Annotated in this window: 24 protein-coding genes; 9 read left to right on the top strand and 15 right to left on the bottom strand. The window is 43.8% G+C overall.

All coding sequences use genetic code 11. The annotated features are described in order from the left end of the window. Positions 1-154 precede the first annotated feature (154 nt). From GN277_RS08775 to GN277_RS08765, 3 genes are read left to right on the top strand one after another with little or no spacing between them, the layout of a single operon-like run. Positions 155-1,012 carry a DNA-methyltransferase gene (locus tag GN277_RS08775; protein WP_159750724.1) on the top strand — a complete coding sequence of 286 codons (858 nt, stop codon included), beginning with the start codon at positions 155-157 and terminating at the stop codon, positions 1,010-1,012. After that, positions 1,009-1,245 carry a helix-turn-helix domain-containing protein gene (locus GN277_RS08770; protein WP_159750723.1) on the top strand — a complete coding sequence of 79 codons (237 nt, stop codon included), beginning with the start codon at positions 1,009-1,011 and terminating at the stop codon, positions 1,243-1,245. The genes GN277_RS08775 and GN277_RS08770 overlap by 4 nt, the downstream gene beginning before the upstream one ends. Further along, a complete protein-coding gene (locus GN277_RS08765) occupies positions 1,238-2,041 on the top strand; it encodes a DNA adenine methylase (protein ID WP_159750722.1) in 804 nt (267 codons plus the stop codon). The genes GN277_RS08770 and GN277_RS08765 overlap by 8 nt, the downstream gene beginning before the upstream one ends. On the opposite strand, the gene GN277_RS08760 is transcribed toward GN277_RS08765, so the two are convergent. Genes GN277_RS08760 through GN277_RS08745 form a run of 4 tightly spaced genes read right to left on the bottom strand, consistent with a single transcriptional unit; the run spans position 2,042 to position 6,325 of the window. Continuing rightward, positions 2,042-4,084, bottom strand: coding sequence for a hypothetical protein (locus tag GN277_RS08760; protein WP_159750721.1), 2,043 nt, complete (start codon positions 4,082-4,084; stop codon positions 2,042-2,044). Between the two features lie 12 nt (positions 4,085-4,096). After that, entirely contained in the window at positions 4,097-4,612 is a 516-nt protein-coding gene (locus tag GN277_RS08755; protein WP_159750720.1) for a hypothetical protein, read from the bottom strand. A gap of 37 nt (positions 4,613-4,649) precedes the next feature. Next, complete coding sequence (trpS, locus tag GN277_RS08750; RefSeq protein WP_159750719.1) at positions 4,650-5,654, bottom strand: tryptophan--tRNA ligase; 1,005 nt, start codon at positions 5,652-5,654, stop codon at positions 4,650-4,652. A 35-nt stretch (positions 5,655-5,689) separates the two neighbouring features. After that, complete coding sequence (locus GN277_RS08745) at positions 5,690-6,325, bottom strand: histidine phosphatase family protein (RefSeq protein ID WP_159750718.1); 636 nt, start codon at positions 6,323-6,325, stop codon at positions 5,690-5,692. Between the two features lie 442 nt (positions 6,326-6,767). Between GN277_RS08745 and GN277_RS08740 the strand changes: the two genes are divergently transcribed. After that, positions 6,768-7,247: an S-ribosylhomocysteine lyase gene (locus GN277_RS08740; protein ID WP_159750717.1), complete on the top strand. Its 480-nt coding sequence runs from the start codon at positions 6,768-6,770 to the stop codon at positions 7,245-7,247. 133 nt (positions 7,248-7,380) lie between these two features. On the opposite strand, the gene GN277_RS08735 is transcribed toward GN277_RS08740, so the two are convergent. The 9 genes from GN277_RS08735 to GN277_RS08695 form a co-directional block, all read right to left on the bottom strand. Beyond that, entirely contained in the window at positions 7,381-7,917 is a 537-nt protein-coding gene (locus tag GN277_RS08735; protein ID WP_159750716.1) for a cysteine hydrolase family protein, read from the bottom strand. Between the two features lie 14 nt (positions 7,918-7,931). Further along, a complete protein-coding gene (locus tag GN277_RS08730; RefSeq protein WP_159750715.1) occupies positions 7,932-9,317 on the bottom strand; it encodes a TrpB-like pyridoxal phosphate-dependent enzyme in 1,386 nt (461 codons plus the stop codon). 208 nt (positions 9,318-9,525) lie between these two features. Beyond that, a complete protein-coding gene (locus tag GN277_RS08725) occupies positions 9,526-9,669 on the bottom strand; it encodes a hypothetical protein (RefSeq protein WP_159750714.1) in 144 nt (47 codons plus the stop codon). Between the two features lie 77 nt (positions 9,670-9,746). After that, entirely contained in the window at positions 9,747-10,103 is a 357-nt protein-coding gene (rplT, locus tag GN277_RS08720) for a 50S ribosomal protein L20 (protein WP_159750713.1), read from the bottom strand. A 36-nt stretch (positions 10,104-10,139) separates the two neighbouring features. After that, entirely contained in the window at positions 10,140-10,337 is a 198-nt protein-coding gene (rpmI, locus tag GN277_RS08715) for a 50S ribosomal protein L35 (protein ID WP_016218802.1), read from the bottom strand. A 32-nt stretch (positions 10,338-10,369) separates the two neighbouring features. Then, the gene (gene infC / locus GN277_RS08710) at positions 10,370-10,864 is read right to left on the bottom strand and encodes a translation initiation factor IF-3 (RefSeq protein ID WP_159750712.1); all 495 of its coding nucleotides are present in this window, start codon (positions 10,862-10,864) and stop codon (positions 10,370-10,372) included. 484 nt (positions 10,865-11,348) lie between these two features. Next, entirely contained in the window at positions 11,349-12,062 is a 714-nt protein-coding gene (locus GN277_RS08705; protein WP_159750711.1) for a LytR/AlgR family response regulator transcription factor, read from the bottom strand. Positions 12,063-12,102: 40 nt separating this feature from the next. Further along, the gene (locus GN277_RS08700; protein WP_159750710.1) at positions 12,103-13,800 is read right to left on the bottom strand and encodes a LytS/YhcK type 5TM receptor domain-containing protein; all 1,698 of its coding nucleotides are present in this window, start codon (positions 13,798-13,800) and stop codon (positions 12,103-12,105) included. Positions 13,801-14,081: 281 nt separating this feature from the next. Next, a complete protein-coding gene (locus GN277_RS08695; RefSeq protein ID WP_159750709.1) occupies positions 14,082-15,335 on the bottom strand; it encodes a dicarboxylate/amino acid:cation symporter in 1,254 nt (417 codons plus the stop codon). 238 nt (positions 15,336-15,573) lie between these two features. Between GN277_RS08695 and GN277_RS08690 the strand changes: the two genes are divergently transcribed. The 5 genes from GN277_RS08690 (at position 15,574) to metA (ending at position 20,775) form a co-directional block, all read left to right on the top strand. Beyond that, positions 15,574-16,929: a sodium-dependent transporter gene (locus GN277_RS08690; protein ID WP_159750708.1), complete on the top strand. Its 1,356-nt coding sequence runs from the start codon at positions 15,574-15,576 to the stop codon at positions 16,927-16,929. A gap of 45 nt (positions 16,930-16,974) precedes the next feature. Then, positions 16,975-17,841, top strand: a complete 867-nt coding sequence (locus GN277_RS08685; RefSeq protein ID WP_159750707.1) for a LysR family transcriptional regulator — start codon at positions 16,975-16,977, stop codon at positions 17,839-17,841. 68 nt (positions 17,842-17,909) lie between these two features. After that, positions 17,910-18,230: a DUF1540 domain-containing protein gene (locus GN277_RS08680; RefSeq protein WP_159750706.1), complete on the top strand. Its 321-nt coding sequence runs from the start codon at positions 17,910-17,912 to the stop codon at positions 18,228-18,230. A gap of 161 nt (positions 18,231-18,391) precedes the next feature. Next, a complete protein-coding gene (locus tag GN277_RS08675) occupies positions 18,392-19,798 on the top strand; it encodes an AI-2E family transporter (RefSeq protein WP_159750705.1) in 1,407 nt (468 codons plus the stop codon). Between the two features lie 56 nt (positions 19,799-19,854). Continuing rightward, a complete protein-coding gene (gene metA / locus GN277_RS08670) occupies positions 19,855-20,775 on the top strand; it encodes a homoserine O-acetyltransferase MetA (protein WP_159750704.1) in 921 nt (306 codons plus the stop codon). Positions 20,776-20,885: 110 nt separating this feature from the next. Here metA and thrS read toward each other — a convergent pair whose 3' ends face one another. Further along, positions 20,886-22,811, bottom strand: a complete 1,926-nt coding sequence (gene thrS / locus GN277_RS08665) for a threonine--tRNA ligase (RefSeq protein WP_159750703.1) — start codon at positions 22,809-22,811, stop codon at positions 20,886-20,888. A 19-nt stretch (positions 22,812-22,830) separates the two neighbouring features. Then, entirely contained in the window at positions 22,831-23,274 is a 444-nt protein-coding gene (locus GN277_RS08660; RefSeq protein WP_159750702.1) for an acyl-CoA thioesterase, read from the bottom strand. Positions 23,275-23,366 lie beyond the last annotated feature (92 nt).

Genomic DNA, 23,366 nt, shown 5'->3' with positions numbered 1-23,366 from the left:
ATTCTTCAATTATATTTGGATATATCCCTTTAGGTACACCGCAATTCATCCCCTTCAGTTGGATGGACTGAGTAAAATTTTTTTAACTAAAAGGCAAAATATATTGACCACAAAAAGATGGAATGATATACTATTTGCACAAGGAGGAATTGCTATGATTGAATTGCCTTTAAATACAATTATCAACAGCGAATGTGTGGCTGAAATGAAAAAAATGCCTGACTCTTGTATCGATTTAATTATTGCTGATCCACCATATAATCTTTCAAAAGGCGGGGCTTGGAAATGGGATAATAGCGTTGAACTAAAGGGTATGGGCGGAAATTGGAATAAAGTCATGCAGGAATGGGATGATTATTCATTCAAAGCATACACGGCTTTTACAAACGAGTGGCTATCAGAAACTCAAAGGATTCTGAAACCGACAGGTTCTATGTGGATATTCGGCACATACCATAACATCGGAATCATTAATGTTATGTGTCAACTGCTTGAAATTGAAATAATTAATGAGGTTATTTGGTATAAAAGAAATGCTTTTCCAAATCTCGCAGGCAGACGCTTAACAGCAAGCCATGAAACGATTCTTTGGTGTAATAAGGGCGGTAAAAAAAGAGAGTACTTTTTTGATTACGAATATTCAAAATCCGGAGATTTTTCCTATGATGGATTAAAAGTTCCTGACAAACAAATGCGGACAGTTTGGGATATATCAAATAATAAAGGAAAAATTGAACTTGTGTATGGTAAACATCCAACCCAAAAACCTATTAGAATATTAAAAAGAATGATTAAGCTCTCCTCAAAAGAAGAAGATATAGTATTAACCCCCTTTGCCGGCTCTGGAAGTGAATGTGTAGCAGCAAAAATGACCGGCAGAAAATATATTGGCATAGAAATGGACGAATCATATTGTAAGTTGGCAGAAACTCGTTTAATTCATACAAAAGAAAATGAAGATTCTTTGGGGAAATTAGGTTTAAATATGTCGGGAGGTGCCTCTGCATTATGAAAACACTTATAATTAATGAGAAAGAGATTAGAAAAAGGATGATTGATTTAGAAATAAAAACAATCAATGAGTTGGCGCTAAAATCCGGAGTCTCCAAACCTACAATATATGATTATTTAAATGGAAAGACACCATTATCTGTAGCTTTTATTCGCTTATGTGATTTTTTGGATCTTAATCCTAATGATATTTTAATTGAAGCTGATAAACCAACGGAGGATACTCATGTTTAAACCTGTTATAAAATGGAGCGGAAGTAAGCGCAGCCAAGCAGATATGATCAAAACTTTTCTGCCTGAAAACTACGGAACGTATTTTGAACCCTTTTTAGGCGGAGGGTCTATACTCTATGCAATAACCCCATTAAACGCAGTATGTGGAGATATCTGTACTCCATTAATTGATTTGTGGAATGAAATTAAGAATCATCCGGATGAGCTTGCAGAAGCATATAAAGTCCGCTGGAGTAGATTGCAAGAAGAAGGATATCCAGTCTATTACGAAATTAGAGATGTATTTAATCGTGAACATAAGCCGGAAGATCTATTATTTCTATCAAGAACCTGTGTCAACGGATTGATTCGATTTAATGCAAATGGAGAATTTAACAATTCATTGCATCATACAAGGCCAGGCATCGCGCCAAACAGTTTAGAAAAGATAATTAAAGATTGGTCTAAACATATTCAAAATACAAAATTCGTAGCACAGCAGTATTTTGAAACCACATCGGAAGCAAAAGAAGGAGATTTAATATATTTAGACCCTCCGTACTTTCATACAAAGGGTCGGTATTATGGTAGTATAGATTATAAAACTTTCCTTACGTATCTTGAATCTTTAAACCGTAAGGGAATAAAATATATGCTTTCGTTTGACGGAATTAGAGGCGAAGATAATTATACCGTTGATTTACCCAAAGATTTATACAAAAGGCATGAATTTATCCCATCCGGCAATTCAAGTTTTAAGAAAGTAATGAACAAACAAAACCTCCAAGTATTTGAATCATTGTATTTAAATTGGTAATTAAAGAATATCTATATTGCAAAATTTTAATTCAAACATTTTATCCTTAATAAAGGATTTTAATTTTAATGATTTACTGGTATTGGGGACAATTTCTACTTTCCATCCATATTGTTGAGGTTCCATAATAAAATGCATATCACAATTTGAATTTTGAAATACTATATGGTTGGGTTGCGCAGAAGCTCGTAAGTATGCAGCGGCAGAAATAACTTCAAAATCATCAATATCAACAGATTTTTCGGTCTTATGCCACCATTCCACCTGCGGATAGACCTTACGTTCTACGTTAGGAATATAATTCATTAGCCCAGTAATATAATTTATGAGACCGTTGCCAACATGATATTCCAAGTCAAAAGAGTGTTCTTTTGATTCTATTGATAAAAGAAGCGGTTTATCAAAAACACCAAATAATTCCAAGACATGGTCAGGACGTTTACCATTTATTTCTTTGCTTACACGCGGCAATGAAAGCCATCGTACTTCATAATCTTTATATAATACGGAAAGCCCACTCCAATCCCCGCCAGGCGGATTACACATTCCCTCAAAACAAACCGAGGAAAGAAGATGTGAAAAAATAAAATGGATACCTGTATCTACATCATCTTCATGAAATTCTTGAGGAAAACTGGAAAATACATTTCGAGTTAGTCCTTTATTATTCGTAGCAATGGCAGTATAATCTTTCTTTAAATCAGAAGTGTTTAGTAGTACTTGCGCATCCTCATTTTGTCCGGAAAGGACAGGAACATCAAGAGCAATATAATTGCTTAAAGCAAGTATTGATTTCCAAAATCCATTTGAATGTGCCAAACGTTTCGGCGCCTTTATAAGAGTCTCAAGATTATTTGCAATGACTGGACCATAAATATATGTCATTACTTCCATATTAGTTGAAGATAGCATAGCCACAAAAGGAAGTATTCCTCTATCAGGTCGGTTATCATCACCACGAGGCTTGAAACCCTTAATGATACAAAGAATTAAATCAGAATTGGTATCTCCAATTTGCCTAATTATATTTGAATCATACTCAGGGTAAATACGTTGAATCCCATTTGCGAAAACATCTCGCTTATTTGCAGGTATAATTCCAAAAGGTAAATCTTTCGATGCTAATCCGACACTACAGCCATCAACCAGTTTGAGAAATTCAGGGGATTTACCATGATGTCCTTTGGCTGTTACTATTTTATGATAGTTGAAATCAGAGTTTTCAATAGAAAACTGGATGATTCCTTGTTGATATGTATATAATCTTTTCCATTGAGATGATGTAAAACTTGCAATTGGTCTGGAGAGATTAGCCAAAAACATAACAACATTAAGATTCTTTTGTAAAATTGAATTTTCTTCACTACTAGTATCAAATCCACACATTCGTTTTACTATGTATGCACGAAGTTCAGCTTCAGCGAAATCCTTTTCATCAAAGTTATACAAAAAACAGTCCTCGCATTTATCAAATTCTTCTGAGCGAACATAGATTTGAGCTACAAAATTACCACTTTCTTTTGAAAAGTTTATATAACTGTACGGAACTGCTGGATTAGGAAATCTTAACGCGATACGTTCACGGGTTCTAGGGTCTAACTCATACTTTACAAAATCTACGATATAGAGATAGGGGCATCCTGTACGGCCAGTAGAAAATGCTCGCCCGCTTCTTTGCCACGCTTGATTTCCCGCTTGGAGAGCGCTACAAAATTCTATGGCATAAAGGATAGTTTCCATATCACCATCTACACAGGTTACAATGGCATCTGGTGTTTCATCCAAAAAACTTCCACTCTCTTTAAGCGCGTTAAATATATTCCTTTGCCATCGCTTACGACCAGCTTTATTAAATCCTGGAAGAAGCTCTAACTGCCACCAAAATTCAAAGCCGCAATATCCAAAACTTAAATTGTAAACGATAGTTGATGGCGAAAGAAGTGATATTTCAATACGAGACGGGTTCGTTTCTGCTAATATTATATTGACAATTCGTTCACATTCAACGATATTATCACCATGTATTCTAAATCTATCTGGCATAGATGTAACCTCCTATACACGCTCAATCAATGCGCCGTAAACCTTATCAAACTCCTCCTGCTTCCCGTCATCCTTCATACAGGACATAATCTCATGGCGGGCTCCCTGTCTGTCTGTTAGAAACAGCGTCTTACCCACCTTCCCCTGAATTCCTACCTCCACCTTCTCCATCTCAGAGAAGGGATAGATAAAAACATCCTCCTTCATTTGCAGCACATAATCTTTCATAATAATCAAACGTGGAGCTTTAAACTCAAGTAAGTCCGAAGAAGCCAACTGCCGGAAGAATTCCTCCCTGTCCTCTACCACATTAAGCTTCTCATTCAGCGCTTTCTGGGACTTTAAATTCAATATGGCAAGGGCAGCCCCGACCGCAGCCAGAATAATCGCAAGCAACACGTCTGAAAACATCCCGATCAATGCAACTGCCAGAAGACTTCCCCATACAATCATTCCTGTCCGAAGCTTTTTCACCCGCTCCTCTATAAAATCATAATATTTCTGCTGGCCTTTCGTCTGTATGCTCATACTCTGTCCTTTCTCTTAGATTAATACCTCTTACAGACTATCGAACCCGTTCCGGAAATCCGATTTTCTTTTGTACCTTGCGAAGAGTCTTATTCGCAAAATACTGTGCTTTCTCTGCATTATTCTTAATAATTCCGTCAATATATGCCTTATCCTTCTCAAGCCTTGCAACCTCATCCTGTAAAGGCTTAAGCACAGACACCACTGCTTCTCCAACTGCCGTCTTAAAATCACCGTAACCCCTGCCGTCGAATTCTGCAACCACGTCATTTTGCTTCTTTCCGGTGCAAGCGCTGTAGATGTCAATCAGGTTCTTAACTCCTGGCTGCTCGTCACGATACAAAATCTGCGCCTCCGAATCCGTCACAGCACGTTTACATTTGCGCATAATAACATCCGGAGTGTCCATAAGGTAAATGCTGGCATTGGGATTCTCGTCAGACTTTGACATCTTCTTTGTGGGGTCCTGGAGGCTCATAATCTTGGCGCCTACCTTGCCGATATAAGCCTCTGGTATGGTAAATACATCTCCATAGATATTGTTAAACCTCTCCGCAATATCCCTGGTAATCTCCAAATGCTGCATCTGGTCCACACCCACAGGAACCACGTCTGCCTGGTAAAGCAGGATATCCGCCGCCATCAGCACCGGATAGGTAAATAATCCCGCATTAATATTGTCTGCATGCTTCAAAGACTTGTCTTTAAACTGGGTCATACGGTTTAACTCGCCCATGTATGTGAAGCAGTTCAGAATCCATGAAAGCTCCGCATGTCCGGACACATGAGACTGGTAATAGATACAGTTCTTCTCTGGATCAAGCCCTGCCGCAATGTAAAGGGTCAGAAGGGCCCGCGCCCGCTTTCTCAATGTGGCGGGCTCCTGTCTTACCGTAATGGAATGCATATCCACCACACTATAAAAACATTCGTACTCATCGCTTAGGGTCACCCAATTTTTCAACGCGCCAAGATAGTTGCCAAGGGTAAGATTCCCTGTGGCCTGCATTCCGCTGAATAATACTTTCTTGTCATTCATCATTTTACATTTCCTCCGTCTCTATCCTAGAATAAACGCTACTCCTCCCACGGCTCTACTTCGTCGTCATAGTAAACCACATTTTCTGAAATAATCTTTGGTATGCCGTCAATCACCTCTACCTCAGTCACGGCACAGTTCTTATGTACCCCATCCCCCCAATATTCTGTCAGGGGCCTCCCCTTAATATTGTTCAACATCCCTGCCAGCGCCGCCCCATGGGTAGCAATGAGGATGTTACTGTTCTGATATTCCGCCTTTTTGCAAAGCTCATTTAAAAATTCTCCTGTCCGCTTCTTAACCTGTGCAAAATCCTCCCCGCCTTCTGGCGCCTGATACCGGTCAGGGCCATCGAAAAAGCGGCCAAATTCGTCTGGAAGCTCCCATCCTTTTTTAGAACAGCACCGCCCTTCATACTCTCCAAACGCCATTTCTTCTATCCGCGCATCTTCGATAATCTGCGTCGTCCCTCCTGCAAGAATCAGCTCTGCCGTCTCTCTTGCTCTTACAAGCGGACTGGTATAACACAGGTCAAATTTTATGTCCGCAAGCCCCTTGGCCGTCTTTTTAGCAAGCGTTCTGCCAAACTCATTCAGTGGGATATCCACCTGCCCCTGAATCTTACGAGCCTTATTCCATTCCGTCTCTCCATGTCTTACAATATATAATTTCATCTTCTGCCTCCTCAGAAATTATAAGCTTCCCTCTGGGAATACTTCGTATAGTATACCACATATCCATATATTTTCCATAGGCATTTTCTCGGAAATGTTATGTCCAAGGCAAAGCAGGGGAATGACCAGCTATAATATCCTTCTTACCCGCCGGCATAATATTTGTAACAGTTCAGCCTTCCGGCTTCACTGTTACGGAATCCGCCCATTTTAAAGTTTGCCTGCGGCAAAGAGGCGGATTCCCAGCTGCTCCAATTCATTGGCTGCTAACCGCGCAGCAAGTGCGCGGTTGCAGGCTGAACTGTTACTAATATTTCTTGATTTACACACATTTTCATAGCAAATCCCTAATAAAAGTGATATAATAACCTGGCAAAGAAACTATTACCACAATAACTAGTGTGCCCAAGGGCACACTAAATCAAAAAGGAGTCTATCTATTATGGAAAAGATTACAAGTTTTACAATAGACCATCTGCGTCTCGTTTCGGGACTCTATGTTTCCCGTATTGACCAGGTAGAAGGTCACCCTGTAACTACATTTGACATACGTATGACAAGCCCGAATGATGAGCCTGTCATGAATACTGCGGAGATGCACACCATTGAACATCTGGCCGCTACCTTTTTGCGCAATCATGCGGTCTACGCTGATAAGACCATTTACTTCGGACCCATGGGATGCAGGACAGGCTTCTATCTTCTTCTTGCCGGAGAATATACATCCAAAGATATTGTGCCGCTGATGACCGAGATGTTTACCTTTATTGCCAATTTCGAGGGGGATGTCCCCGGCGCATGTGCAAAAGACTGCGGGAATTACCTGGATATGAACCTTCCTATGGCTAGATATCTTGCGCGGAAGTATCTAAAGGAGGTCCTCACCAACATCACGGACAAGCAGCTTAATTATCCTGCGTAACGTCTTGCATTCTACTGTAAATATACAAGCTTTCCCACTGTGAGCAGAACATTTTTATACTGACCGGCTTCTGTTTTTTACACAGCCAAATCAATCTAAAAAGTTCTGCTCACAGTTACAAACGATATTTACATCATTCTTCACATATAATCTGACACATCTTCATTGCTTCTAATGCATTCTTATGACTTTCTGGAGTTACCCCTGCACAACAGGAAGGATCTACAATAATCGGCACTTCTGGAAGGAACGCTTTTGCAATCATGGCGTTTGATATTACACAAATGTCTGTGCAAAGCCCTACGAACGTAATGGCTTCAATCCCACCCTTAGCGCTGGATTGATACTCGTCATCCATACTCCTTAGAAGGCTGCCAAGATGGGGACTCCCAAAGGAAGGTTTATCGATTGGTTCTTTTTTGCGAAGCGCCTCAATCTTTGGATGCAGCTCCCAACCTTTAGTTCCCTTGATACAATGTGCTACCGGAAGCTTCTTGCCCTCCTGGGTATCCAGATAGTTTTCTTCGTGTGTGTCTCTGGTATAGAGTATCTCTCCGTCAAAATTCTGGATTTTCTCCACCACTTTTGGCACAATTGCTGCTGCCTCTTTTGTCCCCAATGCTCCGTCAATGAAATCGTTCTGCATATCTACTACAACTAAAACATTCATACTGTTTCGTCTCCCTATTCCATATTCCCCGCAAATCTCGGAATCCCGTCGAATCCAACCTTAAGTTCTTCATCCGTAGGAACATAATCCTTCATTTCTCCATTGTGGAACTTCTCATAAGCCACCATGTCAAAATATCCTGTACCGGTCAGTCCGAACACGATTGTTTTTTCTTCTCCTGTCTCCTTACACTTCATCGCCTCATCGATTGCCACCTTAATGGCATGGCTGCTCTCCGGCGCCGGCAGGATTCCCTCCACCCTGGCAAACTTCTCAGCCGCCTCAAAAACTGCCGTCTGCTCTACAGACCTTGCCTCCATATATCCGTCTGCATAGAGCTGTGACAGTACTGAGCTCATACCGTGATAGCGAAGCCCTCCTGCATGATTGGCAGAAGGAATAAAGCCGCTTCCTAATGTATACATCTTAGCCAGAGGACATACCATACCCGTATCACAGAAATCATATGCATAAACGCCTCTGGTTAAACTTGGACAAGAGGCTGGTTCTATTGCAATGACATGATAGTTCTTCTCTCCTCTTAATTTCTCTCCCATAAACGGAGATATTAATCCGCCTAAGTTTGAGCCTCCGCCTGCACATCCGATTATAATGTCCGGCGTAATCCCGTATTTATCCAGGGCAGCCTTTGTCTCCATACCAATAATCGACTGATGCAGCAATACCTGATTCAGCACGCTTCCAAGTACATACCGATAACCTTCGCTTCCTACCGCAACCTCTACCGCCTCTGAAATTGCACAGCCAAGGCTTCCCGTGGTTCCCGGATGCTCTGCCAGAATCTTTTTTCCAACCTCTGTCTCCATGGACGGCGATGGTGTAACGCTGGCCCCGTAGGTACGCATTACTTCACGACGGAAGGGCTTCTGCTCATAGGAACATTTTACCATAAATACCTTACAGTCCAAATCCAGATAAGAACATGCCATGGAAAGAGCGGTTCCCCACTGTCCTGCGCCTGTCTCGGTGGTCACGCCTTTCAATCCCTGCTTCTTGGCGTAATAAGCCTGAGCAATGGCAGAATTCAGCTTATGACTGCCGCTGGTATTATTTCCTTCAAATTTATAATAAATCTTCGCCGGTGTTTTAAGCTTCTCCTCCAGACAGTATGCCCGAACAAGGGGCGCCGGACGGTACATCTTATAGAAATCTATAATCTCCTTGGGAATATCAATATAGCGGTTGTCGTTATCCAATTCCTGCTGTACCAGTTCTTCACAGAACACGACGGAAAGTTCTTCTGCTGTCATGGGCTTTAAAGTTTCGGGATTCAGAAGCGGCGCAGGCTTATTCTTCATGTCTGCACGCACATTATACCATTGCTTCGGCATCTCGCTTTCTTCCAGATAGATTTTGTAAGGGATTTTCTGTTCACTCATAGTTTCGTTCTCCTTTCACTCTTTGAAGCTTCGCGGGATATCGTATCTTCCTGTTTTACAACTAAATTGAAAATAAAAAAATACCCTTATCCCACACAATAAATGATTGCTGGGACAAGAGTAATAATCATCAACTCCTGCGGTGCCACCCGGCTTGGTATACGAACCTCATATACCCTCTCATGCGTACCATCATACGCGTACTTTTTTAACGGAGTACCCTCTCCGGCTTGCTTACTGCCATCCCTTCGGACACTTCAGCTCGCCCTCGGAAGCCCATTCCTGACAGCTCTGACTTACCGCATCCCACCATCCGCGGCTCTCTGTAAAGCAGATATCTAACAGTACTCACTCTTCCTCATCGGTTTAATAAAATTTTATCACGGCAGACCGCCGATGTCAAGAAATATTTTCAAAATCTAAATCAGCTTAAGCCAGCTTCGCCTTAGCTGCCTCTGCCAATGCTGCAAATCCAGCCGCGTCATTTACTGCCATCTCTGCCAGCATCTTTCTGTTCATATCCACATTCGCAAGCTTCAGCCCGTGCATAAACTTGCTGTAGGATAATCCGTTCAGTCTTGCAGCCGCGTTGATACGCGCAATCCATAACTGACGCATCTGACGCTTACGCTGCTTTCTTCCTGCATAAGAAGATGTGAGAGCTCTCATAACAGACTGCTTTGCCACTCTGTACTGCTTAGAACGAGCTCCCCTGTATCCTTTCGCTAATTTTAAAACTCTGTTATGCTTCTTTCTAGCGTTCATTCCGCCTTTAATTCTTGCCATGTCTTGTTTCCTCCTTCAATACTTTACTCCGCTCTCTTACAGATACGGTAATACCTTCTTCATGTTCTTTACATTTGTTTCATCAGTAATGATTGATTTCCTAAGATTCCGCTTTCTCTTTGCAGACTTCTTAGTTAAGATATGGCTCTTATACGCTTTATTTCTTTTTAACTTTCCTGTACCTGTCTTTTTGAAGCGCTTTGCAGCTGCTCTATTTGTCTTGATCTTTGGCATGATTATTTCCTCCTTGATTTGTAAATATATTTTTAACGTTTTTCAGTTAAAACCATACTCATGCTTCGGCCTTCCAGCTTCGGCTGTTTCTCCACGACGGCAATATCCTTCAAAAGCTCTGCAAAATCGTCCAGAATATGCTTGCTCTGCTGTACATGTGCCATCTCGCGGCCTCTGAAACGCAGGGTTATCTTTACTTTATTGCCCTTGCTGATAAACTTCTTCGCGTTGTTGACCTTGGTGTTTAAATCATTGGTGTCAATATTGGGTGAAAGACGCACTTCCTTCACTTCAACGGTCTTCTGCTTCTTCTTCGCCTCTTTTTCTTTTCTTGCAAGCTCGTATCTGTACTTACCGTAATCGATAATCTTGCACACCGGCGGCTGAGCCTTTGGAGCGATCTTCACAAGATCTAATTCTGCTTCCTGAGCCAGTCTCATTGCCTCCTTAATCGGCATGATTCCTTTCTGCTCTCCATCTTCTCCAATTAATCTTACTTCCTTGTCTCTGATCTGCCCGTTAATCATTAAATCGCTAATTGTCTTGCACCCCCATCATAAAAATATAAATAAAAATAAGTGAACAGCATTCAGACTATCCACTTAACATATCTGTATAACAGGCTTAACTTCCTGACATTATCACATAATGTCACCAATCATGCCCCTAATACTCAATATCAAACCAATAGTCACCCGATTGTGCTATGGTGAGAGTGGATACTCTACTTTCTTTTTTGCTTCACGCATATAATAATTTAGCATATGTGACCTGTGATGTCAATAGCTGTTTTCTCATTTTCGTCTTAATATGTAACAGTTCAGCCTTCCGGCTTCACTGTTACGGAATCCGCCCATTTTAAAGTTTGCCTGCGGCAAAGAGGCGGATTCCCAGCTGCTCCAATTCATTGGCTGCTAACCGCGCAGCAAGTGCGCGGTTGCAGGCTGAACTGTTACCTTAATATTTCATCTAATGCAATCTGACAACATGGCTTCAAAATATTTGACTTCATCAGCCCCCAAGCAACTGGCGCAGAACCTTAATCTTCTCTCTCCCCACAGGAAGAATCTCCTTCTCATATCCCTCCATCTTAATGGCAAAGCTGTTATTCTTCCACAAAAATAACTCCTTCACCTTATTGAGATTAACGAGAAAACTTTTTTGACTCCGAAAAAATCCCATGTCCCCCAGTTTCTTCTCGAACTCTCCTATGGTCTTTCCTTCAAAGTAATCATTTTCCACTGTATGAATCATACATCCTCTGTTATAGGTCTCTATATATACAATATCCCCCACCTCTTTAAAAATCGTCTTCCCCTCTGTATTGATTGCAATCCGTCTTACGCTGTCCGTCCCCTTCTCCGCCTTCTTCGTTATTTTACATTTTTTCAGCATCTTTTCCAAGCGTTTCTTATCAAAGGGCTTCATGATATAATCCTCTACCTCAAGCTCAAAAGCCTTCACAGCATACTCCGAATAGGCTGTCACAAACACAATTTTCATAGCCGGCTGCATATTTTTAAGTGCGTTTACAAGAACCGTCCCGTTAATATCTCCCAGATTGATATCGAGGAAAAATAAATCATAGCACACCTCCCCCGCCATTTCAAGAGCCTGTGCTCCGCTCTCTCCCTCGTCAATCTGCGCATCTTTAAGCAGCTCCCATAACTGATGCTTCAATTCACTTCTTGCCGGCCTCTCGTCATCGATTACTGCGATTCTCATTTTCCCATCCTCCATTTTTGTAAACTACGGATATCCCCTTCTAAAGCCTGCGTAGGGACTCAGCCCCAAAGCACAGCTTAACGCAAGTTCCCTCTTTTGAGCTTGTGATATGAAGCCCGTTCTCCTCCCCATAGATACTCTTCATCCGCTTGTGCACATTGCTAAGCCCCACGCTGTTCCCAATGGACTCTCCGCTTTTCAGCTTCTTTAGTACCTCCTCTGGCATACCTTTTCCTTCATCACAGATGCATACCTTGCATCCCTTTGGTTCTTCCCTTGCACAAATCGTCACGATCCGCTTTCCCTCTCGGTTGATTCCATAGCGCACAGCATTTTCCACAATAGGCTGAAGAATCAAGGTGGGAATCTCAAGCTCCAAATCTTTTGGAACATCGTAAGTGATGATTAACTTCTCCTCAAATCTTGCCTTCTCAAGCTCAAGATAGTCCCGCACATGCTCCATTTCCTTCTCAAAGGGAACCATATACGCCTCGCTGTTCAAGTTATACCGAAAATAATTGGCAAGAATAATTAAAAGCTCTCTTGCCCGTATAGGATTCTCCCGACAAACACAGGAAACCGTATTCAGTGCATTGAATAGAAAATGGGGGTTTACCTGGAACTGCAATGCCTTAAACTCCGCCTTTTGACGCATATCCTTCTGACGTTCAAGCTCAGAGAGGGCAAGCTGATAGGAGCTTAAGTCCACCAGATGCTGGTGAAGCTCTAACTCACTTTTACGGAACACCCACTGTTTCTTCACCCACACAATAAGACACCCTGCCGCCTGGTCCCGTATCATAAAAGGCGCCGCAACTAAAGAATACTCCTTCATCCACTCATACCAGGGACTCGACAAAGGCACCTGGGACATGGTTTCCATCCTTCCTGTTTCCATGACCCGCACCCCGATATCCGGTATCTTCTCCCCTATCTGAAAGTTCTTGTCGATCTCCTTCTGCCCACATGCAATAATCTGGCTTCTGCTGGTGATAACCACCCCCGCCCAGTCCGTCTCCTCCAATATGGTTTTGGCAAACCTCTCCATGTTGTCACAATCCTCAAGGCCTTTCACCAGCAGGGGCAGACATTTTCGCACAAGTCCTGAAGCCTGCTGAAGCTGGCGGCTCCGCTCGATGTCCTGCTGGATAAACATATGATTAAAGCTGGAAATAAAGATTAGGATTCCGCTGGCATTCAAAAGAATCATGGGCAGCGAAATCTCCAGTATTGTATTTAACGCCATCTCCACCGGAACGGTAAACCGAAGGAGGCACACCATGTCGCACACCTCGGCAAAACAGGTCAGCAAAAACAAGTCCTGGTATTTCCATTTGCCTCGCTGAAAATAGGGGTAGAAGCCGCCTCCTAAAAGTCCAAACATCATCGTGGAAAATGCGGACGCCATGGCAAATGCCTGATGAGCAGAAAACAGGTATACATAGATGGCTCCAATCAAAGATGCATACAGCCCCACAATGGGTCCGCCCAAAAGTCCTGCCGCCATAGCACCAATTACCCGTGTATTTAGACTGTATGAGCCAATATCAATTCCTGTATACGTTGACAGAACCACCATCCCGCCAAAAACCACTGACAGAAACGCCTGGCTTTTAAGGCTTCTATTCTCCTGCAAAATGAGCTTCTGAATCAGCCTGAATTTGGATATCAGATTTGCAATCAGCACCAGAAGGGCAATATTTAAAATCAATTCAAATACCAGCCTGTCTCCCTGCATGTTCTCCCTCCTTACTATTCATCTTATGCATTACGGTGTGCCCTTTGGGTATACCTTGTATTACGGTGTGCCCTTTGGGTATAATCTATCACGAACTCTGTCACAATGTCCAGCATATAATCTCTTAGGAGAAGACATTGTACATGAACAAAAATCCATATTAAGCTATATTTTACAAAAAAAGAACCTCTGGCTATATCCTTCAATACCCAGAGGTTCTCCGAAGCCCTTTGGCTCCTTAAAAGAGATATGTATGTTCAAATAGTGATTTGAAACCTTAATTAATTATATGAGACTTCCTTCTTCTCATTGTATACGTCACGGTCAAGCTCGCCAAGCTTGCTTGCAACAAGCATACCAACCATAACGTCCACATCTACATTCATCAGTGTACGGAACATTCCGGCAAACCAGTCAATACCGATTAATACCGCGATGCTCTCAAGGGGCAGTCCAAGTGAAGACGCCAGGAACGTATAGACGATTACAGAACCGCCAGGTACAGAGATGGTTCCCATACACATTAGACAGGACAACAGAATTGCCATTCCCATCTGGTACACCGTCATCTGGATTCCTGTAGACTGTGCCATGAAGAAGATTGCCGCCACATAGCATTGTGCAGCCCCGCAGCTATTCATGGACATGGTAATCGGTCCAGTAAAATCTGCAACCTTACGGCTGATACCGAATTTGGTTACGGCATCCTCCATCTTTGTGGGAAGGCAGATGGCTCCTGAGGTTGTGGTCACGGCCATGATGGACATCTTAGCGAATTTCTTCGGCATTTTAGCAGGATTCACCTTACACATTGCCGCCGTAAAGGGACCGAACAGCATAAACTGAATTGCATCGCCAATCAAAAGCACTCCTAAGAACTTCATCATCGGAATAATAACCTTAAGGCCCGTAGAGCCGGCCACATTTGCCAGCAGACAAAAGATACCGATTGGCGCAATATGCATAACCGTCTTAATAATGTTGGTGATAATCGTATTAAGACCTGTCACCCACTCTACCATGTTGCGGTTCCCACTCTGCTTCGTATACGCGCCCATTGCCACACCAAAGAACAGTGAAAACACGATACAGGGCACCATTGCGCTCTCTGCCATGGAGCCGATAATATTGGTGGGCACAAAGCCTAACAGCGTTTCCTGAAGGGAGGATGATTCTACCGCCGCATTTGCCACATCCTCTGCGCTTGCAATCTCAATCCCCACGCCTGGCTTAAACAGCATGGATAACGCCACACCGAACCCTGCTGAAACTATGGTAAATGCGATAATCCACTTAAATGTGTGGAAACCCATCTTTCCTACGTCCTGTCCGTCGCCGCTTCCTACCGCCGCCGCTACCGCAGACATAACCAGAAGTACCACGGACATCTGGATTAGCCGAATAAAAATATCGCCGATAAACTTTAAATTCGCCGCCCACGGTCCGATAAACGTACCAAACAGAATACCGCCAACCGTTGCAAGCAGAATCTGCGTCGTAAGAGATATCGAAAATCCCTTTTTCTTTTCTTCCATTTGTTATCCCTCGCTCTTCTATTTTTTCACTACATTCCAAGATGGCCATCTCATATATAATATGAGGATATTTTACCTTTTTTAGAAAAAGAATCAACAGTTTCTGCTTAAAACGTGGTTTTTTCTGTGTTAAATGTTATTTTTCCTGCTTAAAAAATATTCTTGAAAATATTGTCCGTTCATGTAATAATAGAGCATAATCTGTTTTTGGAATGAAACATGAATTGAGGAGGTTAATATGAAAGACAGAAGTAATTTTTCTAACAAGCTTGGATTCGTTCTTGCCGCCGCAGGTTCCGCAGTCGGGCTTGGCAATATCTGGAGGTTTCCCTACCTTGCCGCCCAGTACGGCGGAGGCACGTTCCTTCTGATTTATCTAATCCTTGCAGTCACCTTTGGTTTTACGCTGATGATTGCAGAGATTGCATTGGGGAGAAAGACGGGTTTAAGCGCCATCGGCGCATTCCAGTCATTGGACAAACGTTTCAACTTTTTGGGGATTCTTGCAGTCATCGTTCCAGTTATCATCTTCCCGTACTATTCCGTAATCGGGGGATGGGTGGTGAAGTATTTTACCGTATTCGTCACAGGAGGCGTTAAGGAGTCAGCCAGCGACACCTATTTTACAGACTTTATTAGCGGTACGGGTGAACCCATTGGATGGTTCTTTCTCTTTTTGGCCCTTACGGCCGTTGTAGTTTTATGCGGTGTGGAAAAAGGAATCGAGAAGGTCAGCAAGATCATGATGCCTATTCTTGTAATGCTTACCATAATCATTTCCGTGTACGGGCTGACGCTTAAGGGTTCTATGGAAGGGCTGATATACTACATTAAGCCTCATATGGCGGATGTGTCCATAAAGACCATCCTGGCGGCAATGGGACAGCTTTTTTATTCCATGTCACTGGCCATGGGTATTATGATTACTTATGGTTCTTATATGAAGAAAAGCGACAGTCTGGAAAGCTCTGTCCGCCAGATTGAGTTGTTCGACACAGGGATTGCATTCCTGGCCGGACTGATGATTATTCCGGCAGTATTTGCATTCTCCGGCGGCGACCGTTCTGCGCTGAATGCCGGACCAGGGCTTATGTTTATGACTCTACCGAAAGTATTTGCAAGCATGAAATTTGGAGGAGTGATTGGAACCATCTTCTTCATGCTGGTTTTCTTTGCCGCTCTGACATCCGCAATCTCTCTGATGGAAACCATTGTTTCCGTATTCATGGACAAATTCGGATGGAAACGTCGGTTTACAGGTATTTTTGTAGCTATACTGGCGCTGATTATGGGAATTCCCTCCTCTCTGGGCTTCGGTTCTTTAAGCTTCATAAGCTGGAACGGAATGTCCGTCCTTGATATTATGGATTTTGCAAGCAACAGCGTACTGATGCCGATTGTGGCTCTCTTTACCTGTATTTTTGTAGGCTTTGTCATCAAACCGAAGGCTATTGCTGATGAGGTAAAGGAAACAGACGGAACCTTTAGGTCAGAAGGAATGTTTAACATAATGATTAAATGGGTGGCGCCCCTTTTCCTGTTTATCATTCTTATAAGCTCTGTGGCAAGCGGCCTTGGATTATTCAAGCTGTAATTTAAGGTTTTTCAAGATATTTTAATTTAGAAGGGAATAAAAGCCATGGGGCTTAGAAAATGGAATGTATTCCTTGCAGTAGTAGATTCTGGCAGTTTTACCAAGGCCGGCGAGGAGTTGGGTTATACGCAAGCGGGTATCACCCAGATGATGAAATCCCTTGAAAAAGAAGTGGGGTTTCCTTTATTCCACAAAGGACACCAGGGGGTATCTCTGACCAAGGAGGGAGTTGCGCTTCTTCCCTCCATCAGATATCTCCTTGCCGCCAATGAAGCCTTGAATCAGGAGATTTCTTTTCTGACGGGAGCGCGAAAAGGAACGCTGAAGATTGGAACCTACACAAGCTGCTCTATCCACTGGATTCCTGGAATTATTCATACATTCCGGAAAGAATATCCAGGAATTCATTTTGATATCTCAGAAGGAAATGAAGCCGAGCTTTCCGATTGGATTCGGGATCATAAGGTGGATATCGCATTTACCAGCTATCAGAACAGCGCTTCCTATCATTTTATCCACCTATATGACGATCCCATGCTTGCGGTAATGCCAAAGGGGCATCCTCTTGCCGCATATGATGAGGTTCCGATTGAATTATTTGAGAGCTCTGCTTTCGTTGTGTCTGACTATACTTATCTGAACGACGTCCATCGGATCTTGAAGACCGCAGGTGTGACACCAGATATCAAATATACTTCTCACAATGACTATTCGATCCTGTCCATGGTGGAGCACAATCTTGGTATCAGCATCCTGCCGGAGTTAATTCTTCGGGGGAAAACAGGGAACTTTGAGGCGCGCCCTCTGAAGCCTTACGCGCTTCGCCGGCTTGGAATAGCTGTCGCATCGCCTGGCGATCTGTCGCCGGCTATGAAGATTTTTATCGAATACGCGCAGAATTATCTAAAATAATTTTTTATAAAAAATAAAAAAACGGGCATAATAAGTCTTGATATCTATGAATATTAGGAGGTAAGATTATGCCAGAGTTAAGATGTACCGTACAGACATGTACCCACAACAAGAATTTTTACTGTGATTTGGATGGAATCGTGGTAGGCGGCAACTCTGCCAAGCGTGCCGAGGAGACCTGCTGCGACAGCTTTGAGGAGCGCAAAGGCGATTCCTACAGCAACGTAACCGGCGAGGCGTCTCCCACAAGCACGATTGACTGTAAGGCTACAGACTGCACGTACAACAATGAATGTAAGTGCCATGCCGGAAAGATTAGCGTAGAGGGAAGCAGCGCCTGCCACTGTGACCAGACAGAGTGCGCAACGTTTACTTGCGGCTGCAAATAGCTTAGTCTGCCCAAAATAAGTACAAAAAAGACGAGTAAGAAGCCATTGCTTTTTGCTTGTCTTTTTCATTTTCACGAACCAATTATATCCTGTTTTTATGATTGACGCAAATATACCCCGATAGTATAATAATATTATCTGCAAAGGGAAGAGGTAATAATATGAGCGCCAAAACAACCAAAACAGAGAATCTGGTAAATGATAAAAGTGAGGAGATCAGCCAACAGAAAACCGATACATTTGCGCAGGCAGATACCGACACACAGACAGAGCGGCAGGCTCATTACTTCAGCCGTCCAAGTCTCGGTAAAGGCGGCCCGTCGAAGCTGCGCCAGCAGTTCAGCCGCGGCATGACCTTTTTCCTGGTGATTGCTGCCAGCATCATCTTTTATTTTGCCCTGCTTCGGCTTACGAACATTTCCCATGTATTTCAGGAGGTATTTGGAGTATTAAAACCAGTAATCTATGGTTGCGCACTGGCATACCTTTTGAATCCAATCGTAAAACAGGCAGACAAGTATCTGGTTCCGCTTCTAAAGTTAAAGCTTAAGAAAAAAGGACAGGCAGAGAAGGTTTCCCGCGCAGTCGGCATTCTGGCTGCGGTCGTACTCCTTCTCGTATTAATCGTTACACTGTGTAACCTGCTGATTCCGGAGTTATATTCCAGCATCCGCAATCTGGTGATTACCCTGCCACGACAGTTAGACGATCTGGTTTCTGAGCTAAGCGAAGTGAAGCTGGATGACTCAACGACCAGCACACTAATTAAGACCGCTATCAAAGAGGGAACGGATATGCTCATGGACTGGCTGCGTACGGACCTTATGGCGAAGGCAAACGAGCTGATGTCTAACCTGACGGTGGGCGTTTTGAACATCGTAAGCGAGATTTTCAACGCAGTAATCGGGCTGATTGTTTCAATCTATATTCTGTTCAGCAAGGAAACCTTTGTACGCCAGTCAAAGAAATGTGTTTACGCGGTCCTCTCCGCCAGACATGCCAATATGGTACTCCATCTGACCACCAAGAGCAACGACATTTTCGGCGGTTTTATTATAGGAAAATTAATTGATTCCGCAATTATCGGAGTCTTATGCTTTGTCGGGCTATCTATATTGAAGATGCCCTATGTGATGCTGGTCAGCGTAATCGTTGGCGTTACCAATATCATTCCGTTTTTCGGGCCATACATCGGTGCAGTACCAAGCACCATCCTGATTATGCTTGCCAACCCGATTCAAGGCGTATATTTCGTCATATTTATCCTGCTGCTACAGCAGTTTGACGGCAACATCCTGGGTCCAAAGATTCTTGGAAATTCCACAGGGTTGTCCGCCTTCTGGGTTATCGTTGCAATCCTGCTCGGCGGAGGCTTATTTGGATTCGTGGGGATGGTCATGGGAGTTCCAACATTTGCCGTCCTCTACTACATTGTCCAGATGCTGGTAAACAATCACCTGGAGAGAAAGAGCCTTCCCACAGGCTCAGAATACTATGACACCATGAGTTATGTGGACGACGAGGGAACCTACTACCATTCAGAGGGAGAGACACAGAATGCCGAATAGACATGGCGGCATGCCTTTGGATGTACAATAGCAAAATAGAAAAGGGGAATGATACTATGCCAATCAGAGTTCAAAATAATCTTCCGGTAAAGGAGATACTGGAACATGAAAATATATTCGTCATGGACGAGCATCGGGCCACCCATCAGGATATCCGCCCGATTAAAATCGGGCTGCTTAACCTGATGCCCCTCAAGGAAGACACAGAGCTTCAGATTCTAAGGTCTCTGTCAAACACACCGCTTCAGGTGGACGTGTCCTTTGTCACAGTGTCCACCCATGAGTCCAGGAATACGCCCACCAGCCATTTAAACCAGTTCTATCACCGATTTAACGAGATAAAAGATAAAAAATACGATGGTTTTATCATTACCGGCGCACCGGTGGAGCAGATGCCCTTTGAGGAGGTTGACTACTGGGAGGAATTAAAGGAAATCATGGAATGGAGCAAGACCCATGTAACCTCCACCCTGCACCTTTGTTGGGGCGCACAGGCAGGCATCTACTACCACTACGGAATCGACAAGGTTCCTGTAGAGAACAAAGTATTCGGAATCTTTAAGCACAAGGTAATGAACCGCAAGATTCCCCTGATTCGGGGCTTTGACGACGTGTTCCTTGCTCCCCACTCCCGCCATACGGAGGTGCCCATGGACAAGATTCGTTCTGAAAAACGTCTGACCATACTGGCAGAATCCGAGGAAGCGGGGCTGTTCCTTGCTATGGCAAAAGGCGGCCGCCAGATTTTCGTCATGGGCCATCCTGAGTATGACCGAGTGACGCTGGACGGCGAATACAAGCGGGACTTAAAGAAGGGTCTGCCTATTGAGATTCCGAAGAATTATTATACAGATGATAATCCGCAGAATAAGCCGCTGCTTACCTGGCGGGCTACTGCCAATAACCTTTATACCAACTGGCTCAACTATTATGTGTACCAGGTGACGCCTTATGATTTGTATGGAACGCCATTTTAATACAGATATAAATAAATTTAAAAAAGAGGTGAAATATTCCATACCAAGAAGGTTCAGAAGGAAGTAAACCATTTTTGTGATTTACTTCCTTCATTTAAATTCTGAATAAGTTAATCTTCCTTCACAATCTCCCGCTGAGTCTTACTGGCAATTTCCTCCTTCACAGCCTCGATAAACTCACTGATTCCCTTCTGGCCTTCGTCGCCTGCGAAACGGCTTCTTACAGCCACCAACTCTTGTTCCTCCTCCTTGGCGCCCACAACCAGCATATACGGAATCTTATTCATCTGTGCCTCGCGAATCTTATAGCCAATCTTCTCCGCCCTCTCGTCAATCTCTGCGCGAATTCCTGCGGCTTCTAACTCCTTCAATACCTTCTTGCCATAATCCAGATGCTTCTCTGAAATGGGCAGCACCTTCACCTGAACCGGCGCAAGCCAGGTGGGGAATGCACCTGCAAAATGCTCAATCAGGATACCGATAAACCGTTCAATCGAGCCAAATGCAACCCTGTGAATCATAATGGGCCTGTGCTTCTCTCCATCTGCACCCGTATACTCCAAATCAAATCTCTGAGGCATCTGCATATCCAACTGAATCGTCCCGCACTGCCAGGTTCTTCCGATGGAATCCTCCAGATGGAAATCAATCTTCGGACCGTAGAACGCGCCGTCTCCCTCGTTGACCACATAGTCAAGCCCTAAGTCATCCAGCGCACCCCGAAGACCTTCTGTCGCCATCTCCCAATCCTCGTCGCTTCCCATGCTGTCCTCAGGACGTGTGGACAACTCCACATGGTACTTGAAGCCAAACAGGCTGTACACCTCGTCAATCAGTCTTGCCACACCCTTAATCTCATCTCGAATCTGCTCCGGCATCATGAAAATATGAGCATCATCCTGGTTAAAGCATCTTACACGGAACAGGCCGTGAAGGGCGCCGGACTTCTCATGCCTGTGCACCAGGCCAATCTCACCGGCCCTAAGGGGCAGATCCTTATATGAACGAGGCTCAGACTTATAAACCAGCATCCCCCCTGGACAGTTCATAGGTTTAACAGCAAAATCCTCCTCGTCAATCACCGTTGTATACATATTATCCTTATAGTGGTCCCAATGTCCGGAATTCTCCCACAGATGGCGGCTTAAGATAATCGGCGTGGCAATCTCCACATAACCGTTCCTTTTATGAAGCTCTCTCCAATACTCCATCAGCGTATTCTTAAGCACCATTCCTTTTGGAAGGAAGAAGGGGAAGCCAGGGCCCTCGTCGCACATCATAAACAGCCCCAGTTCACGTCCAAGCTTCCTGTGGTCGCGCTTCTTCGCCTCCTCAAGCCTGTTAAGATATTCCTCAAGCTCTGCCTTCTTCGGATAGGAAATCCCGTAGATTCTGGTAAGCATCTTATTCTTTTCGCTGCCGCGCCAGTATGCGCCTGCAAGGCTTGTAAGCTTTACAGCCTTCACATTCTTGGTTGACAAAAGATGAGGGCCCGCACACAGGTCAACGAACTCGCCCTGCCGATAGAAGCTAATCTCCTCACCCACAGGAAGGTCCTCCACCAGCTCTACTTTGTAAGGCTCGCCGTTTTCCTTAAAATATGCAATGGCATCCTCTCTGGACTTGGTAAATCTCTCAATGGACAGATTCTCCTTTACAATCTTCTTCATCTCTGTCTCAATCTTCTCCAAATCCTCAGCCACAAACGGAGTCTCACGGTCAAGGTCATAGTAAAAGCCATTGTCAATAGACGGCCCGATTGCCAGCTTTGTCTCCGGATACAGACGCTTCACAGCCTGAGCCATGATATGAGAGGTGGTATGCCAGAACGCACCCTTTCCATCCTCAGAGTCAAAGGTCAGAAGCTCAAGCTCACAGTCCTCTGAAATCTCCTTCCTCAAATCCACAATATCGCCGTTCACCTTAGCGCTGGTGGCTGCTCTTGCAAGTCCTTCGCTGATATCCTTTGCAATATCAAGCGCCGACCTGCTGCCTTCGTATTCCTTGACGGAACCGTCCTTCAATGTAATTCTCATAATCTCATACCTCCCTGGTTTATTTATCCTTGTGATCTTCAAGTCCCTGTACAAACATCTGATGATATTCAATACACGCCTGTTTCAGAGACAGAAACTTCCCTTCTCGGTCCAGAAAACAGTGCTTGGTCGTTCCCCGACAGCAAAGCCTCTGATTCTTCTGGTCAATCACCTCATAGCCCACAGTCAGCCGAATCCCGTTGTATTCCTTGATAAACGTCTCGATTGTCACCGTCTCGCCAAACCGGACCATCTGGTGGTAGTCTGCCTCCACAGAAAGCACCGGACTTAAGATGCCCCGCGCCTCCATCTGGTCATATCCCATACCCATCTTTTCCATGTAATCCGTCCGCGCTTCTTCAAACCAGCGGATATAGTTGGAATGATGAACGATTCCCATCTGGTCAGTCTCATAATATTGTACCTTATGCTCATAAGGCTCCCACTCTTTTTTCTGATTCATAACCCAACATAAGCCTCCTTTCTGCAAATAACAAAACGTCCCTTACAGCTTAACCTCACTGTAAGGGACGATATTCTCGCGGTTCCACCCTA

Source organism: Sporofaciens musculi, assembly GCF_009830285.1.
Classification (GTDB): Bacteria; Bacillota; Clostridia; order Lachnospirales; family Lachnospiraceae; genus Sporofaciens; species Sporofaciens musculi.
The sequence above is the reverse complement of the archived record's forward strand: the minus strand, read 5'-3'. Positions and strand labels throughout refer to the sequence as shown.

Excerpts from the sequence above, each read along its gene's own strand:
- GN277_RS08775 (WP_159750724.1), top strand. The coding sequence starts at position 155 with ATGATTGAATTGCCTTTAAATACAATTATCAACAGCGAATGTGTGGCT.
- GN277_RS08770 (WP_159750723.1), top strand. The coding sequence starts at position 1,009 with ATGAAAACACTTATAATTAATGAGAAAGAGATTAGAAAAAGGATGATT.
- GN277_RS08765 (WP_159750722.1), top strand. The coding sequence starts at position 1,238 with ATGTTTAAACCTGTTATAAAATGGAGCGGAAGTAAGCGCAGCCAAGCA.
- GN277_RS08760 (WP_159750721.1), bottom strand. The coding sequence starts at position 4,084 with ATGCCAGATAGATTTAGAATACATGGTGATAATATCGTTGAATGTGAA.
- GN277_RS08755 (WP_159750720.1), bottom strand. The coding sequence starts at position 4,612 with ATGAGCATACAGACGAAAGGCCAGCAGAAATATTATGATTTTATAGAG.
- trpS (WP_159750719.1), bottom strand. The coding sequence starts at position 5,654 with ATGATGAATGACAAGAAAGTATTATTCAGCGGAATGCAGGCCACAGGG.
- GN277_RS08745 (WP_159750718.1), bottom strand. The coding sequence starts at position 6,325 with ATGAAATTATATATTGTAAGACATGGAGAGACGGAATGGAATAAGGCT.
- GN277_RS08740 (WP_159750717.1), top strand. The coding sequence starts at position 6,768 with ATGGAAAAGATTACAAGTTTTACAATAGACCATCTGCGTCTCGTTTCG.
- GN277_RS08735 (WP_159750716.1), bottom strand. The coding sequence starts at position 7,917 with ATGAATGTTTTAGTTGTAGTAGATATGCAGAACGATTTCATTGACGGA.
- GN277_RS08730 (WP_159750715.1), bottom strand. The coding sequence starts at position 9,317 with ATGAGTGAACAGAAAATCCCTTACAAAATCTATCTGGAAGAAAGCGAG.
- rplT (WP_159750713.1), bottom strand. The coding sequence starts at position 10,103 with ATGGCAAGAATTAAAGGCGGAATGAACGCTAGAAAGAAGCATAACAGA.
- rpmI (WP_016218802.1), bottom strand. The coding sequence starts at position 10,337 with ATGCCAAAGATCAAGACAAATAGAGCAGCTGCAAAGCGCTTCAAAAAG.
- infC (WP_159750712.1), bottom strand. The coding sequence starts at position 10,864 with ATGATTAACGGGCAGATCAGAGACAAGGAAGTAAGATTAATTGGAGAA.
- GN277_RS08705 (WP_159750711.1), bottom strand. The coding sequence starts at position 12,062 with ATGAGAATCGCAGTAATCGATGACGAGAGGCCGGCAAGAAGTGAATTG.
- GN277_RS08700 (WP_159750710.1), bottom strand. The coding sequence starts at position 13,800 with ATGCAGGGAGACAGGCTGGTATTTGAATTGATTTTAAATATTGCCCTT.
- GN277_RS08695 (WP_159750709.1), bottom strand. The coding sequence starts at position 15,335 with ATGGAAGAAAAGAAAAAGGGATTTTCGATATCTCTTACGACGCAGATT.
- GN277_RS08690 (WP_159750708.1), top strand. The coding sequence starts at position 15,574 with ATGAAAGACAGAAGTAATTTTTCTAACAAGCTTGGATTCGTTCTTGCC.
- GN277_RS08685 (WP_159750707.1), top strand. The coding sequence starts at position 16,975 with ATGGGGCTTAGAAAATGGAATGTATTCCTTGCAGTAGTAGATTCTGGC.
- GN277_RS08680 (WP_159750706.1), top strand. The coding sequence starts at position 17,910 with ATGCCAGAGTTAAGATGTACCGTACAGACATGTACCCACAACAAGAAT.
- GN277_RS08675 (WP_159750705.1), top strand. The coding sequence starts at position 18,392 with ATGAGCGCCAAAACAACCAAAACAGAGAATCTGGTAAATGATAAAAGT.
- metA (WP_159750704.1), top strand. The coding sequence starts at position 19,855 with ATGCCAATCAGAGTTCAAAATAATCTTCCGGTAAAGGAGATACTGGAA.
- thrS (WP_159750703.1), bottom strand. The coding sequence starts at position 22,811 with ATGAGAATTACATTGAAGGACGGTTCCGTCAAGGAATACGAAGGCAGC.
- GN277_RS08660 (WP_159750702.1), bottom strand. The coding sequence starts at position 23,274 with ATGAATCAGAAAAAAGAGTGGGAGCCTTATGAGCATAAGGTACAATAT.